The organism is Gordonia sp. NPDC003585 (assembly GCF_040610755.1).
Taxonomy (GTDB): domain Bacteria; phylum Actinomycetota; class Actinomycetes; order Mycobacteriales; family Mycobacteriaceae; genus Gordonia.
Window position 1 is genome coordinate 1 of sequence record NZ_JBEXMX010000011.1, and the last position, 14690, is coordinate 14690.

A 14690-nucleotide genomic window follows, 5' to 3' on the forward strand; every position below is an offset into this window, starting at 1 on the left:
ACGGCACGCGCTACGCCACCGCGGCCTCGGCGCGCTGGGTGCCGCCTCGTTCGGGGAGTGCGCGGGGCTCCGGCAATCCGGGTGCCGCTGCGCGTCGCGCAGCGCGGCCGGATGGGGCAGGTGCCGGGCGGTTCGGGGGATCGGGCGCGACGTATCGTCCGAGCGCACGGACTCGATAGAGACGGATGGAAGCGCGAGTGAATTCGGCTGCAGGACATAGTGATATAGCACAGGCAGGGTCGCCGAGGCCGCTGTCGGTGGTCGTCGCGGGCGGGGGAACGGCCGGTCACATCGAACCCGCGCTCGCGGTCGCCGACGCCGTACGGCTCCTCGATCCCACCGCCCGCATCACCGCCCTCGGGACCACGAAGGGTCTCGAGCAGACGCTGGTACCCGAGCGCGGCTACGACCTCGAGCTGATCCCGCCAGTGCCCCTGCCGCGTAAGCCCGGCCTGGAACTGGCCCGTACGCCCGGCCGGTTGCTGCGCTCGGTCACGGCGACGCGCAAGGTTCTGGCGGCCGTATCCGCCGACGTCGTCATCGGCTTCGGCGGATACGTGGCGCTGCCCGCCTACCTCGCCGCACAGACACATTTCCGGGGGCGCAGTCGGATTCCGATCGTCATCCACGAAGCCAACGCGAGCGCCGGGATCGCCAACAAGGTCGGTGCACGATTCGCCGACCGCGTGATGGCTGCGGTCGACGGGTCCGGCCTCCCCGACGCACAGGTCGTCGGGATTCCGGTCCGGGGTGTGCTCGCCGAACTCGACAGGGCCGAACTGCGCGCCAAGGCACGGCACTACTTCGGACTCGACGACGACGCGCCGACACTGCTGGTCTTCGGTGGCTCGCAGGGAGCCCAGCGGCTCAACGACGCCGTCGCAGGTGCGGCACCCGTCCTGGGCAATGCGGGCATCGGAGTCCTGCACGCCTACGGCCCCAAGAACTCGATTCATCCGACGGTGCCCGACGGCGCCCCGCCCTACCGTGCGGTCGGATACCTCAAACGGATGGACCTCGCCTACGCGGCCGCGGACCTGGTCATGTGCCGTTCGGGTGCGATGACCGTCGCCGAGGTGTCGGCGACCGGACTGCCGGCCGTCTACGTGCCATTGCCGCACGGCAACGGCGAACAACGACTGAATGCGCTGCCGGTGGTCCAGGCCGGGGGAGGCATCCTGGTCGACAACGACGACGTGTCGCCCGACTGGGTGTCCCGCGAGATCCCCGCACTGCTGTCCGACGACGACCGACTGGCCGCGATGTCGGTTGCGGCCGCCGGCACCGGGCATCGTGACGCAGCGTCTGCGGTCGCGTCCGCAGCGCTCGAGCTGGCGGCACAATTCCGTGCCGGCGAGCACCGCACCCGGCTCCTGGGGGCGTTTCGCTCACACGGTTCCAGCGATCGACGGTGACAATTGAGAGCGGTGCTCCTGACAGGCAGGCGCAGGGTGAGTCCGCTGGTGGGCGGATGAGGAGAGGTGGGAGGTGACGACGTGACGAACGGACCGGTGACCGGTGTGGTCGGACCGTTGCCCGAACAGCTCCAACGCGTGCACATGGTCGGGATCGGCGGGGCCGGGATGTCCGGGCTCGCCCGCATCCTGTTGGCGCGCGGAGGCCAGGTGTCGGGGTCCGACGCCAAGAACAGCCGCGCCATCCTCGAACTGCGGACTCGTGGCGCGCGGATTCAGGTGGGCCACGACCCCTCGGCCCTCGACCAGCTGCCCGGCGGCCCGTCGGTCGTCGTCACCACGTACGCGGCGATCCCGAAGACGAATCCCGAACTCGTGGCAGCCCGCTCACGCGGGATCCCGATCCTCTTGCGTCCCCACGTCCTCGCCGAGCTCATGGCCGGCCACCGCACTCTGCTGATCGCCGGCACCCACGGCAAGACGTCGACGACGTCGATGTCGGTGGTCGCGCTGCAGCGCGGCGGACACGACCCATCCTTCGCCATCGGCGGCGAACTCAACGAGTCGGGGACCAACGCCCACCACGGCAGCGACGGACTCTTCGTCGCGGAGGCCGACGAGAGTGACGGATCGCTGCTCGAGTACACGCCCGACGTGGTGGTGGTGACCAACATCGACGTCGACCATCTCGACTTCTTCGGCACCATCGAACGCTACGTGGCGGTGTTCGACGACTTCGCCGACCGGGTCGCCGACGGTGGCACCCTGGTCGTCTGCCTCGACGATCCGGGTGCTGCCGCCCTCGGTGGACGGGTGGCGAGCCGGTTGCACGAGCGTGGCGTCGCCGTCCTCGGTTACGGCGCAGGCGAGTTCGCGTCGAGCGCGCCAGGCGTGGTCCACGCCGCGGAACTGCTGTCCTGGCAGGCGCGCGGGATCGGCGGGCAGGCGCGGGTGCGGTTCACCGAGCCGCTCGTCGCACAGCCGTCCGAACACACGCTCACGCTGACGCTTCCGGGGAAGCACATGTCGCTCAACGGGATCGGTGCGGTCGTCGGGTGCGTCCGGCTCGGTGCCGATCTCGACCAGACGGTCCGCGGGATCGGTGCCTTCGGCGGCGTCCACCGGCGTTTCGAGTTCCGTGGCCATCGCGGTGGGGTGGACGTGATCGACGACTACGCCCACCATCCGACGGAGGTCGCGGCCGTACTCACCGCCGCGCGCGACATGATCGCGTCGCGGCCGGCGAACGAAGGCGGCAAGGGACGGGTGATCGCCGTGTTCCAGCCCCACCTGTATTCGCGGACCGTCGACTTCGCCGACGATTTCGCCGCCGCCCTCGACCTCGCCGACGCCGCGGTGGTGGCCGATGTCTATGGCGCGCGTGAGCAGCCGATCCCGGGGGTCAGCGGTCGTATCATCACCGACCGCCTGCATGTTCCCGCGGTCTTCGCGCCGGATCTGTCCCGACTCGCGGCGCAGGTCGCCGACATCGCCCGGCCCGGCGACGTGGTCCTCACGCTCGGCGCGGGTGACATCACCATGCAGGGGCCGGAGATCCTTGCGGCCCTGGGAGACTCGGATACCGACACGATTCCGGATACCGGCAGCAGACCGGGACGCGTCTCATGATGGCCGCACGGTCTCCTCGGTTGCGCCGGCTCTACGCCGCCACGATGGTGGTGGCGGTCGTGGTGGGCCTGGTCCTCATCGCCTATCTCACGCCCCTGATGTCGGTGCGCAGTACCGACGTGCAGGACAACAAGGTGGTGCCCACCGACGAGATCCTGCGGGTGGCCCAGGTGTCCGACGGCACTCCGCTCCTGCAGGTCGACACCCGGGCCGTCGCCCAGCGGATCGCCGCGATCCCATCGGTCGAATCGGTCCGGGTCCAGCGCTCGTACCCGTCGTCGTTGCTGATCACGGTCACCGAACGCACGCCGAGGGTCATCATCAACGACCACACCAAGGTGCACGTGCTCGATCGGACCGGGGTCTCCTACCTGAACTACGATCGGCGAGAAGGTGTTCCGCCGGAGGTCCTCAAGCTTCCGGAACTCGTCACTTCCAATCCCGGCCCGACCGATCCGACCACCAAGGCGACTCTTGCGGCGGTTGCCGGCCTGCCGGAACCGTTGCTGCGGCAGGTGATCCGGGTGACCGCGACATCGCCTGTCGCGATCGAGTTCACGCTCACCGGCAAGCGCACGGTGGTGTGGGGGGACAGCGACCACGGGGACGAGAAGGCGCGCACACTCGGAGATCTGCTGACGCGCAAGGCGTCGATGTACAACGTGTCGAGCCCGGAGTACCCCGCCTACAAGTGATCCGCGTCGCCGCTGCGCGGAGATTTCTGCGGCCGACTTCACGACACGCCGACGATGAACCTGGCTACCCGGGCCGTCGATGCCTAGCGTTGCGACCAACACAGAACTACTTGACATAACTCTAAATCTATGGTTCAGGTTTAGGGTTTCGACGGTAGGTGAAGACAACCGCACGACCGAGACAGTTCGATGATCGAAAACAAGGAAGGCGAGCGCATGACGCCACCGCACAACTACCTGGCCGTGATCAAGGTCGTCGGCATCGGCGGCGGCGGCGTCAACGCCGTCAACCGCATGATCGAGCAGGGCCTCAAGGGGGTGGAGTTCATCGCGATCAACACCGACGCGCAGGCGCTGTTGATGAGCGATGCCGACGTCAAGCTCGACGTCGGACGCGACTCCACCCGCGGCCTGGGCGCCGGCGCCGACCCCGAGGTCGGACGCCGCGCCGCCGAGGATGCCCGCGACGAGATCGAGGAGCTCCTCAAGGGCGCCGACATGGTCTTCGTCACCGCGGGCGAGGGCGGCGGCACCGGCACCGGCGGCGCACCGGTGGTGGCCCAGATCGCGCGCAAGCTCGGAGCGCTCACTGTTGGTGTGGTGACCCGGCCGTTCGCCTTCGAGGGCAAGCGCCGCGGCAATCAGGCCGAGAACGGCATCACTGCGCTACGCGAATCCTGCGACACCTTGATCGTCATCCCCAATGACCGGCTCCTGCAGCTCGGTGACGCCCAGGTGAGCCTGATGGACGCCTTCCGCAGCGCCGACGAGGTCCTCCTCAACGGCGTCCAGGGCATCACCGACCTGATCACCACGCCGGGCCTGATCAACGTCGACTTCGCCGACGTCAAGGGCGTGATGAGCGACGCGGGCAGCGCACTGATGGGCATCGGCTCCTCGCGCGGTGAGGATCGCGCCAAGAAGGCCGCCGAGTCGGCCATCAACTCGCCGCTGCTCGAGGCGTCGATGGAAGGCGCACGTGGCGTTCTCATCTCGATCGCCGGCGGTAGCGACCTCGGCCTCTTCGAGATCCACAATGCCGCCACGCAGGTGCAGGAGGCGGCGCACGAGGACGCGAACATCATCTTCGGCACGGTGATCGACGACAACCTCGGCGACGAGGTGCGCGTCACCGTGATCGCGGCCGGTTTCGACGGCGGTGCGCCGCGCAAGCGCACCGAGGTTCCCGCGGCGGCCACCGGCCACACCGCGGTGGGCCAGGGTCAGGCGGGTGCGGTCACGACCGCCCGCAAGAACGACCCGCTGTTCGGTGACATGCCCGCCGGTGGCGGCGACCCGTTCTCGGGCCGCGAGCAGGAAGCGCCGCGGCGCAACAGCGTACGGCTCGACGACGATGACGTCGACGTGCCGTCCTTCATGAAGCGCTGAGGCACGATGCGGGTGCGTCGTGTGGTCACCACCCGGGCCGGCGGCGTCTCCGCGGCGCCCTACGATTCGTTCAATCTGGGCGACCATGTTGGTGACGATCCGAAGTCTGTGGCGGCCAACCGGATTCGGCTGGCAGAACGGATAGGGGTGGCACCGGGGTCGGTGGTCTGGATGGAACAGATCCACAGCCGCACGGTGACGGTTGTCGACGCCCCGGTCACCGCGCCGGTGCCCGCGACCGACGCGTTGGTCACCACCACGCCCGGTCTTGCGCTGGCCGTGTTGAGTGCCGATTGCGTTCCGGTTCTGCTCAGCGACGACGAGGCCGGCGTGATCGCGGGAGTGCACGCGGGCCGCGTCGGTGCCCGCATCGGGATCATCCCGGCCACCTTGCGTGCCATGGTCGAACTCGGCGCGCAGGTCGAGCGGATCGGCGCGTTCCTGGGGCCTGCGGCCAGTGGCGAACGGTACGAAGTGCCGGCCGAGATGCAACAGGATGTGGACAAGCACCTGCCCGGCAGTGCCTCCCGAACCACAAGAGGCACACCGGGTCTGGACTTGCGGGCGGGTCTGCGCAGGCAACTCCTGCACGCCGGGGTGGGTGCGGTCGCGGTGGACCCGCGGTGCACGATCTCCGACCCCACGCTGTTCAGCCATCGACGCGGCGCCCCCACCGGACGGTTGGCGTCGGTGATCTGGATGGACCCCGACCTGGAGCCGGTTGCGGGTGACGCCGAGTCCGGAGACGGCGATGCCTGAGGGTGACGATCACGCCGGGGACGGGCCGAGTCCGGACGCGCGAAGCACCGAGTTGGCCGAGCGACTGAAGCTTGTGCAGGAGCGATTGGCGACCGCCGTCGACTCCGCCGGACGCACACCGGGATCGGTGGAACTGCTTGTGGTGACGAAGTTCTTCCCGGCGTCGGACGTGGAGCGACTCATCGAACTCGGCGTCCGCACGTTCGGTGAGTCCCGCGAGCCGGAGGCGGGTCGCAAGATCGCCGAGGTGCGGGCCGCGTCGGCGACACCGCCGCCGACCTTCGACATGATCGGGTCTGTGCAGACCAAGAAAGCGGGCGGTGTCGCGCGCTGGGCCCGGCAGGTTCAATCGGTGGATCGAACGAGGCTGGTCGACCGTCTCGCCGATGCCGCGGCGACGGCACTCGACGATGGCGATCGCGACGCGCCGCTGGGCGTGCTGCTGCAGGTGAGCCTCGACGGGGACCCGCACCGAGGTGGCCTGGTAGAAGGCGACTTGTCGGCAGTCGCCGAACGCGTTGCCGAGCAGGAAGCGCTCGACCTGCGGGGACTGATGGCGATCGCACCACTTGCCGGCGACGCGGACCGCTGGATGTCCGAGCTCGCGCGAATCCAGCACGACTTCACTGCGCGATTCCCCGACGCGCGAGTGCTGTCGGCGGGAATGTCGGGCGACCTCGAAATCGCCGTCGCACATGGCTCGACATGCGTGCGTGTCGGAACCGCGATCATGGGGGAACGGCCGCTACTCTCTCAGTAATCACATTGGTAACAACAGAACCAAAGTGCACAAACAAAACATCGTCAACACAAGCAACACAGGCACGGCTGCGCAGCGGAGTCGCACGACAGGGAGGCCGACATGACCACGATGCAGAAGTTCAAGGCATATTTCGGCATGGTGCCGCCGAGCGAGTACGAGGATGACTACCTCGACGAGTCGGTTCCGCCCATGCGCGGCTCGCAGCGCGGTTACCGGGACGATTATCGCGGGGCCGACGATTACCGGGATGACTACCGCGACGATTACTACGCGGGCGACGGCGGTTATGAACCCGGCTACGGTGAGCCGCTGCGGGCGGTCGGATACCGCGACGCCGACCTCGCCTACGTCGAGGACCGTCGTTTCGCCGGCGGATACGAACCCGAGTACGCCTATGCCGGCGCACGTCCGACCGCCGAGTCCATGGATCGGGTCCGCCCGACCGCCGACATGCGCGGCGGCCGCCTCGAGCCGCTGCAGCGTTCGAGCAACTCGGCGCTGCGCTCCGCCGCCGGATCGCGGCCGATGAGCGCCGAACAGCGTGCCGAGCTCGAGCGGGTGTTCGCCGACAGCCCGCTGCAGAAGATCACCACGCTGCGCCCGTCGGACTACAGCGAGGCACGCACGATCGGTGAGCGCTTCCGCGACGGCAACCCCGTCATCATGGACCTCGTCGACATGAGCAACGACGACGCCAAGCGCCTCGTCGACTTCGCCGCCGGACTGGCCTTCGCACTGCGCGGATCGTTCGACAAGGTCGCCACCAAGGTGTTCCTCCTGTCGCCGGCCGACGTCGATGTCTCGGCAGAGGATCGTCGAAAGATCGCCGAGACCGGTTTCTACAACCACAGCTGACTCGGGTCCCTGACCTCCGCAATCTGTACCCACCAGGCCGGCCAAGTGGACAATCCACTTGGCCGGCCTGGTGCGTACAGACTTCCGTCGGCCTCACTCGACGAGGTCGGTGACCGTCCCCGTGAGCTGGGGAAATGCGTCGGTGCCGTGCTCGCAAAATCTAGGGGAAGAACTTCTTCCCCGAGGTTCACAGTCGTCCGCGAGGATCTTCTAGGGGAGGACACCAAGGGTAGGGAAAGGTTCTTCCCCTACTTTCTGCCCCTGCTTGTTGAGTCGTCCGCGAGAAAATTCGCGGGGAGGACTCCAGAAGTAGGGGACGAGTTTCTTCCCCTACTTTTGTGCCGGCGGAGATCGGCCTCCCGTGAGCGAAGGTGACCTCACGCGCGGCCGCGCCCTAACAGTCGCCCGACTTCTGGTGAGTACTGACCTGCGACGACGTGGCCGATTCGCCCTCTGTCCGACTTTTCAGGCAATCTTGACGTGTGGCGGTTATCTGGGGTGTCTTGTATTTCCTCTTGCTGATCTTCTGGCTGCTCCTGTTGGCTCGGCTCGTGGTGGAACTGGTGCGAACTTTTGCTCGCGAATGGCGCCCGACCGGTGTGACGGTGATCATTCTCGAAGTGATCTTCACGAGCACCGACCCGCCGATCAAAGCGCTTCGCCGCGTACTGCCCCCGATTCCGTTGGGCCCGGTCCGGCTCGATCTTTCCCTGATGATCGTGATGATCGTCGTCATCATCGCCATGAACATCGTGTCTGGCCTGCGCAATCAAGCAATGGCGTCGGCTCTTGCGATGGCAACCGGCCTGATCTGAAACCTGCTGTCGGCACATTCATGCCGACGATCGGTACTCCCGTACCACGATTGGTCGACCTCGAAATCCCAGGTGGCTATCGTGCGAATGGTGTGATGTTCTACCGTTAAATGTCATCATCGAGTGACCGTTTCATTGCGAGAGCGCATCGAAGCACTGCAACGAACGGTTCGGATGTGACAGGATGGGACGCCAGTTACAGATTTTGACTGGTATGTATGAGTAGTGCAGCCTGGAGAATGGGTCGAGAGACCGGACACATGGATCCGGCGACCCGGCCCGCCCGGGCTGCGCGTCCCGCAAACTGAAGACAAGCTCCAAACGACATGAGGGGAACCGACATGCGGCTGACACCAGCTGATGTGCACAACGTCGCGTTCAGCAAACCGCCTATCGGTAAGCGCGGCTACAACGAGGACGAAGTAGACCAGTTCCTCGACTTCGTCGAGGCGGAGCTGGCGCGCCTCATCGAGGAGAACTCGGATCTGAAACAGCGCGTCGAAGAGCTCGAAGGCGAGCTGGCCGACGCCAAGTCGTCGGGCGGTACGCCGACGACCGACGACCGTACTCAGGCGTTCGCCGTCGCCACCCCCGAACCGACTCCTGCTCCGGCCCCGGTCGCAGCACCCGTCGCGCCGGTGGACGACGACTCCAACGTCCGCGCCGCGCGCGTGCTGGCGCTGGCCCAGGACACCGCAGATCGTCTCACCGGAAGCGCACGCGCCGACGCCGACGCACTGCTCGCCGACGCCCACTCGCGGGCCGACGCGATGGTCTCGGAGGCGCAGACCAAGTCCGACAGCATGCTGGCCGACGCGCGCCAGCGCTCCGAGGCGATCCTCGCCGACGCGCAGACCCGGTCGGAGGCTCAGCTCCGACAGGCTCAAGAGCGGGCCGACGCACTGCAGAGCGACGCCGAGCGCAAGCACAGCGAGATCATGGGCACGATCAATCAGCAGCGTGGTGTTCTCGAAGGCCGCATCGAGCAGCTCAAGACGTTCGAGCGCGAGTACCGTACCCGCCTGAAGACCTACCTGGAGTCTCAGCTCGAAGAGCTGCAGCAGCGTGGCAGCGCCGCGCCGGTGGAGAACGGACGTCCCGACGCGTCGTTCTCGAGTGACCCGGGCAGCGGTGGGTACAGCAGTTACTCGCCGAGCTGAGCTCGCGTCGAAACACAGACTAGGCAGGTGACGTGCTGACCTTGGCTTTGGCCGCGACCCTCGTCGGGTTCGTGTTGCTCGTCCTCGGTCTGATCACCGGTCAGGTGTGGCTTGCCGTCGCCTGTATCGTCATCTGCCTCGTCGGGCTGGCCTTCCTGCTGGTCGATGTGATCGGTTCGGGTCGCCGTGGGTCTCGGTCCATCGAAGAGATGGTGCCGGGCGCCGGGGACGACGAACCGGATCAAGACGATCGCGATGGGGGCGAGAGCCGCGAACCGCACGACTCGGACCGCGGCGATTCTCATCCGGTCGAATCCGAGCCGGATGTGGCGTCGCCCGGTACAGCGGGAATCCGCGGAGACGAACGCACCGACAGCGGCCGACACGCAGCATTGCCGGCCGAGCCGAGTCCCGAACCTCCCCGAGAAGGTGGACTGCAGGACTACCTGCGATCCGTGGGCGGCGAGTTGCCTCCCCAGAGGACACCTCCACCGCCGCCTCGTCCAGCGGGCGGTTATGGTCCTCCGCCGGGCGCTCGGCCGCCGGGGAACCGATCTGGGCCGCCCCAGATGCCCCCGATGTCTCCGGGGTCCGCGCCGCGGCGCCCAGAGCAACCTCAACCGAAGCCCAAGTTCGACCCGCTCGATCCCAATTGGCGTCCGCCACTCGACTGATAGATGGATTGGCTACCGACGGCGAGCGGTCGCTACACTGGACTGCGCATTGATCCGGCCATCACCGGGGAGCACCTGGAAGAACAGACTCGCGGCTGATTTTCGCGATTCCCAGTAGAACCAGGCGGGAGTGGCCCGTGACAGCCACCGAACCATGATGGTTCATGAGCGGCGTCGGCCCCGGCCGGCGCAAGCGGGGTGGTACCGCGCAGACCTCAGGTGTGCGTCCCCGTGCCCGATACGACTGGCACGAGGAGACCTACCGTGAGCGACGCGGACAGCCCCCATGCGGACAACGCAGCACAATCCCAACGGGTGTACCCGCTGGTCGACATGACCGACGGCACCGGACGCAGCGCTCCGTCCTTCCCCGACGTCGAGCAGCACGTCCTGCGCTATTGGGATTCCGACGACACCTTCGCCGCATCGATCGTGAATCGTGCCGACGCCGAAGAGTTCGTGTTCTACGACGGCCCGCCGTTCGCCAACGGACTCCCGCATTACGGCCACCTGCTCACCGGCTACGTCAAGGACGTCGTCCCGCGCTACCAGACCATGCTCGGGAAGCGCGTCGAACGACGCTTCGGCTGGGACACCCACGGTCTGCCGGCCGAACTGGAGGCCGAGCGTCAACTCGGGATCACCGACAAGGCCGAGATCGAGAAGATGGGCGTCGAGAAGTTCAACGACTTCTGCCGCGATTCCGTGCTGCGCTACACCGGTGAGTGGCGTGACTACGTGACCCGGCAGGCGCGCTGGGTGGACTTCGACAACGACTACAAGACGCTCGACATCGACTTCATGGAGTCGGTGATGTGGGCTTTCAAGCGACTCCATGACAAGGGATTGATCTATCAGGGCTACCGGGTGCTGCCCTACAGCTGGTATGAGCAGACGCCGCTGAGCAACCAGGAATCGAAGCTCGACGACGCCTACCGGATGCGTCAGGACCCGGCCGTCACCGTGCGGATGCCCTTGCGTGCGCCCGGTTCGCCGCTCGACGGCGTCAACGCCCTCATCTGGACGACGACTCCGTGGACCCTGCCGTCGAACCTCGCCATCGCCGTCAATCCCGAGATCACGTACGTGCATGTGAAGGCCGCCGACGGACAGCAGTATCTGCTCGCCGAGGCGCTGCTGGGCAGCTACGCCAAGGAGATCGCCGAACCGGAAGTGTTGGGGACGTACCAGGGTCGCGACCTCGAGAACCTCTCCTACGAACCGCCGTTCGACTTCTTCACGGGTCATACGAACGCGCACCGGACCCTGTTGGGTGACTACGTCACCACCGACAGCGGTACCGGAATCGTGCACCTCGCACCGGCTTTCGGTGAAGAGGACATGGAGCTGGCCACCGCCAACGGCATCGAGGTGGTGCAGCCGCTCGATCCGGGCGGACGCTTCACCGCGCAGGTGCCGCCGTACGAGGGCCTGATGGTCTTCGACGCCAACCCGGTGATCATCAAGGATCTCAAGGGTGCCGACAAGATCGTGCGCCACGAGACCATCGAGCACTCCTATCCGCACTCCTGGCGATCGGGAAAGCCGTTGATCTACATGGCGGTTCCGTCGTGGTTTGTCGCGGTCGATCCGATCAAGGACCGGATGATCGAGCTGAACAAGCAGATCGTCTGGTCTCCGGAACACATCCGCGACGGGCAGTTCGGCAAGTGGCTCGAAGGTGCCCGGGACTGGAACATCAGCCGTAACCGCTTCTGGGGAGCGCCGATCCCGGTATGGATCTCCGACGATCCCGAGTACCCCCGCATCGACGTATACGGCTCGATCGACGACCTCGAACGCGACTTCGGCGTGCGTCCGGCCAATCTGCATCGCCCGTACATCGACGAGCTGACCCGGCCCAACCCCGACGACCCGACCGGCAGGTCGACGATGCGTCGGGTGCCCGAGGTGCTCGACTGCTGGTTCGAGTCCGGTTCGATGCCGTATGCGCAGGTGCATTACCCGTTCGAGAATGCGGCGTGGTTCGACGGGGCGAGCGAAGCGACGGGGGAATGTCACGGGAATGACCTCACCCCGGCGCACAACCCGGGCGACTTCATCGTCGAATACAACGGTCAGACGCGTGGCTGGTTCTACAACCTGCATGTCCTGGCCACCGCGCTGTTCGACCGCCCGGCGTTCAAGAGCGTGATCGCGCACGGCATCGTCCTCGGTGACGACGGACAGAAGATGTCGAAGTCTAAGCGCAACTACCCCGATGTCAACGAGGTCTTCGACCGCGACGGCTCGGACGCGATGCGCTGGTTCCTGATGGCCTCGCCGGTGCTGCGCGGCGGCAACCTGGTGGTGACCGAACGCGGCATCCGCGAGGGTGTCCGACAGGCGTTGCTGCCGTTGTGGAACAGCTACAGCTTCCTGCAGTTGTACGCCGAGCGTCCCGCCACATGGCGGACGGATTCGACGCATGTGCTGGACCGCTACATTTTGGCCAAGCTCGCGGTGACCCGGGACACCATGACGGAGGCGCTCGACGTCTACGACATCGCCGGTGCGTGCGAGTCGTTCCGCGAATTGGTGGAGTCCCTGACCAATTGGTATGTGCGACGCTCCCGTTCACGGTTCTGGTCGGGTCAGGACGCCGATCCGGATGCCTTCGACACGCTGTACACGGTGCTCGAGGTGGCCTGCCGGCTGGCGGCTCCGCTGTTGCCGCTGGCGACCGAGGCGATCTGGCGCGGGCTGACCGGGCAGCGGTCGGTCCACTTGACGGATTGGCCCTCGGCCGAGGAACTGCCCGCCGATGCCGACCTCGTCGCGGCCATGGACGACGTGCAGCAGGTGTGCTCGACGGCGTCGAGCGTCCGCAAGGCCAACAAGCTGCGGGTGCGGCTTCCCTTGCCGCGCTTGACCGTTGCGTCGCCGACCGCGGATCGGCTGCGCCCGTTCACCGGCCTCATCGCCGACGAGATGAACGTCAAGGACGTCACTCTCTCGACCGACACCGCCGACTACGGGCGATTCGAGCTGGTGGTCAACGCGCGCGCGGCGGGCCCGCGTCTGGGCAAGGATGTGCAGCGGGTCATCAAGGCGGTCAAGGCCGGAAACTGGTCGGTGCGTGCGGATGCCGACGGCACGGACGTGGTCAGCGCCGACGGCATCGACCTCGTCGAGGGTGAGTACTCGCGCAAACTCGTTGCGGTCGAACCAGATTCGACTGCCGAGCTTCCAGGCGGACGTGGTCTCGTGGTGCTCGACACCGCCGTCACCGAAGAACTGGAGTCCGAGGGCTGGGCCAAGGACCGTGTCCGCGAACTCCAGGACGCCCGACGCACCCTCGGCCTGGACGTGTCCGATCGCATCGAGGTCCGACTCGTTGTGCCCACCGAGCGCCTCGCGTGGGCGCAGCGCCATGCCGACCTGATCGCCGGTGAGGTGCTTGCCGTGCGGTTCGACGTGGCCGACGCCGCCGAGTCCGGTGCGGGAGCAATCGAACTCGGTGACGACGTAAGTGCCGACGTCACCAAGGCCTGATTGCTCCCTCCGCTCCCTGAGGTGTGAGGAGCAGCTGGCGACGAGCCGTTCTTCCGCTCCCAGAGGTGCTCGAGGCGCTAGCCGAGAGCCTCGAAGGGCCTGGTGAGACGACATTGTCATCTCACCACGGGCTTCGAGGCTCGCAGGCTCGCGCCTCAGCCGGCGGGTGGGGGCGCAGCCGGCGGAAGATGGTCCGGTGAATTGTCGTGCATAGCGACCATGCTCGCGCAGACGCCGCTGCTGACCGGCATGCCTGCCTCGGCGTCAGACCTCGAACGGGTCGACATCGACATGCAGACCGTTCTCGACTTTCTGGAGAGCGTCGTCGCCGCCCCCGGTCGTCTCGACGAGCACGCTGACCTGCTCGAGTCGCTCGGCCCGTTCTGGTTCCTCCGGCGTCGGCTGGCCGACGGCATCCGGCTTCTTCGGCACGCTGCCGCCACCTGTACAACCGGTGCGTGCACACCGCGTACGACTGCGGTGGTCACCCTGTCGCTGGGGTCTGCGCTGGCCTACAGCCAATCCGCCGAGGAGGCGCACGAGCTGCTGACCTCCTACACCTTCGACGACGTCGAGAGAATCGTCGTGGCCGGCGACCAAGACCCGGAGAGAAGAACGATCCGACTTGCATCCCTGGCCCTGGCCGCGTGGGTCGGTGACGACCACGCACTCGCGGGAGACTACGTCGCGCGAGCTGCCGCTTCGCTCAGCTCGGCGTCGGACGGAATCGTCGCGCTCGTCACCGCGACGTCGGCTTTGTGTGAGCTGGTGGCCGGTGAGATGGCGGCGAGCCTGGAGCACGCGCACACCGCGCTGGCACTCAGCACCGAACGCGCCGACCCGCTGGCGATGCATCTCGCGGCAGTGGTCATGGGTATCGGGTCCTTGTTCGACGGAGACCCCCGCATGGGGTTGCGCTGGAACGACCAGGCGTTCCGTGCCTACCTCGACGCGGGCGGCGTGTAGATCTGCGACACCGTCGAACAACGCGGAAATCACCTTGCGGCGGGCGGTGAGATCACGCGCGCCGCCCACTCGTTC

General features: G+C 66.9%; 12 protein-coding genes. All 12 read left to right on the forward strand.

Annotation, left to right across the window (positions count from 1 at the left end):
• Nucleotides 1-185 precede the first annotated feature (185 nt).
• The 12 genes from murG to ABZW74_RS04480 all read left to right on the forward strand — a co-directional run bounded on the left by murG (nt 186) and on the right by ABZW74_RS04480 (nt 14615).
• Nucleotides 186-1415, forward strand: a complete 1230-nt coding sequence (gene murG, locus ABZW74_RS04425; protein WP_240856004.1) for an undecaprenyldiphospho-muramoylpentapeptide beta-N-acetylglucosaminyltransferase — start codon at nt 186-188, stop codon at nt 1413-1415.
• A 144-nt stretch (nt 1416-1559) separates the two neighbouring features.
• Nucleotides 1560-3044, forward strand: coding sequence for a UDP-N-acetylmuramate--L-alanine ligase (gene murC, locus ABZW74_RS04430; RefSeq protein ID WP_355274410.1), 1485 nt, complete (start codon nt 1560-1562; stop codon nt 3042-3044).
• Nucleotides 3041-3739 carry an FtsQ-type POTRA domain-containing protein gene (locus ABZW74_RS04435; protein WP_240856003.1) on the forward strand — a complete coding sequence of 233 codons (699 nt, stop codon included), beginning with the start codon at nt 3041-3043 and terminating at the stop codon, nt 3737-3739. The genes murC and ABZW74_RS04435 overlap by 4 nt, the downstream gene beginning before the upstream one ends.
• A gap of 216 nt (nt 3740-3955) precedes the next feature.
• Entirely contained in the window at nt 3956-5128 is a 1173-nt protein-coding gene (gene ftsZ / locus ABZW74_RS04440; protein ID WP_240856002.1) for a cell division protein FtsZ, read from the forward strand.
• A 6-nt stretch (nt 5129-5134) separates the two neighbouring features.
• The gene (gene pgeF, locus ABZW74_RS04445) at nt 5135-5887 is read left to right on the forward strand and encodes a peptidoglycan editing factor PgeF (RefSeq protein ID WP_355274311.1); all 753 of its coding nucleotides are present in this window, start codon (nt 5135-5137) and stop codon (nt 5885-5887) included.
• Nucleotides 5880-6647: a YggS family pyridoxal phosphate-dependent enzyme gene (locus ABZW74_RS04450; protein WP_240856000.1), complete on the forward strand. Its 768-nt coding sequence runs from the start codon at nt 5880-5882 to the stop codon at nt 6645-6647. Before pgeF ends, ABZW74_RS04450 begins: the two co-directional genes overlap by 8 nt.
• Before the next feature lie 102 nt (nt 6648-6749).
• Nucleotides 6750-7505, forward strand: a complete 756-nt coding sequence (gene sepF / locus ABZW74_RS04455; protein ID WP_240855999.1) for a cell division protein SepF — start codon at nt 6750-6752, stop codon at nt 7503-7505.
• A 482-nt stretch (nt 7506-7987) separates the two neighbouring features.
• Nucleotides 7988-8320, forward strand: a complete 333-nt coding sequence (locus ABZW74_RS04460) for a YggT family protein (protein ID WP_240855998.1) — start codon at nt 7988-7990, stop codon at nt 8318-8320.
• 341 nt (nt 8321-8661) lie between these two features.
• The gene (locus ABZW74_RS04465) at nt 8662-9480 is read left to right on the forward strand and encodes a DivIVA domain-containing protein (RefSeq protein WP_355274412.1); all 819 of its coding nucleotides are present in this window, start codon (nt 8662-8664) and stop codon (nt 9478-9480) included.
• 32 nt (nt 9481-9512) lie between these two features.
• Complete coding sequence (locus ABZW74_RS04470; protein WP_355274316.1) at nt 9513-10154, forward strand: hypothetical protein; 642 nt, start codon at nt 9513-9515, stop codon at nt 10152-10154.
• A gap of 333 nt (nt 10155-10487) precedes the next feature.
• A complete protein-coding gene (ileS, locus tag ABZW74_RS04475) occupies nt 10488-13649 on the forward strand; it encodes an isoleucine--tRNA ligase (RefSeq protein WP_355274415.1) in 3162 nt (1053 codons plus the stop codon).
• Between the two features lie 219 nt (nt 13650-13868).
• Nucleotides 13869-14615: a hypothetical protein gene (locus ABZW74_RS04480; RefSeq protein ID WP_355274319.1), complete on the forward strand. Its 747-nt coding sequence runs from the start codon at nt 13869-13871 to the stop codon at nt 14613-14615.
• Nucleotides 14616-14690 lie beyond the last annotated feature (75 nt).

What these genes read in the sequence shown, in the direction of transcription:
- ABZW74_RS04450 (WP_240856000.1), top strand. Translation starts at nt 5,880, where the DNA reads ATGCCTGAGGGTGACGATCACGCCGGGGACGGGCCGAGTCCGGACGCG.
- ABZW74_RS04435 (WP_240856003.1), top strand. Translation starts at nt 3,041, where the DNA reads ATGATGGCCGCACGGTCTCCTCGGTTGCGCCGGCTCTACGCCGCCACG.
- sepF (WP_240855999.1), top strand. Translation starts at nt 6,750, where the DNA reads ATGACCACGATGCAGAAGTTCAAGGCATATTTCGGCATGGTGCCGCCG.
- murC (WP_355274410.1), top strand. Translation starts at nt 1,560, where the DNA reads ATGGTCGGGATCGGCGGGGCCGGGATGTCCGGGCTCGCCCGCATCCTG.
- ftsZ (WP_240856002.1), top strand. Translation starts at nt 3,956, where the DNA reads ATGACGCCACCGCACAACTACCTGGCCGTGATCAAGGTCGTCGGCATC.
- murG (WP_240856004.1), top strand. Translation starts at nt 186, where the DNA reads ATGGAAGCGCGAGTGAATTCGGCTGCAGGACATAGTGATATAGCACAG.
- pgeF (WP_355274311.1), top strand. Translation starts at nt 5,135, where the DNA reads ATGCGGGTGCGTCGTGTGGTCACCACCCGGGCCGGCGGCGTCTCCGCG.
- ABZW74_RS04480 (WP_355274319.1), top strand. Translation starts at nt 13,869, where the DNA reads ATGCTCGCGCAGACGCCGCTGCTGACCGGCATGCCTGCCTCGGCGTCA.
- ileS (WP_355274415.1), top strand. Translation starts at nt 10,488, where the DNA reads ATGACCGACGGCACCGGACGCAGCGCTCCGTCCTTCCCCGACGTCGAG.
- ABZW74_RS04465 (WP_355274412.1), top strand. Translation starts at nt 8,662, where the DNA reads ATGCGGCTGACACCAGCTGATGTGCACAACGTCGCGTTCAGCAAACCG.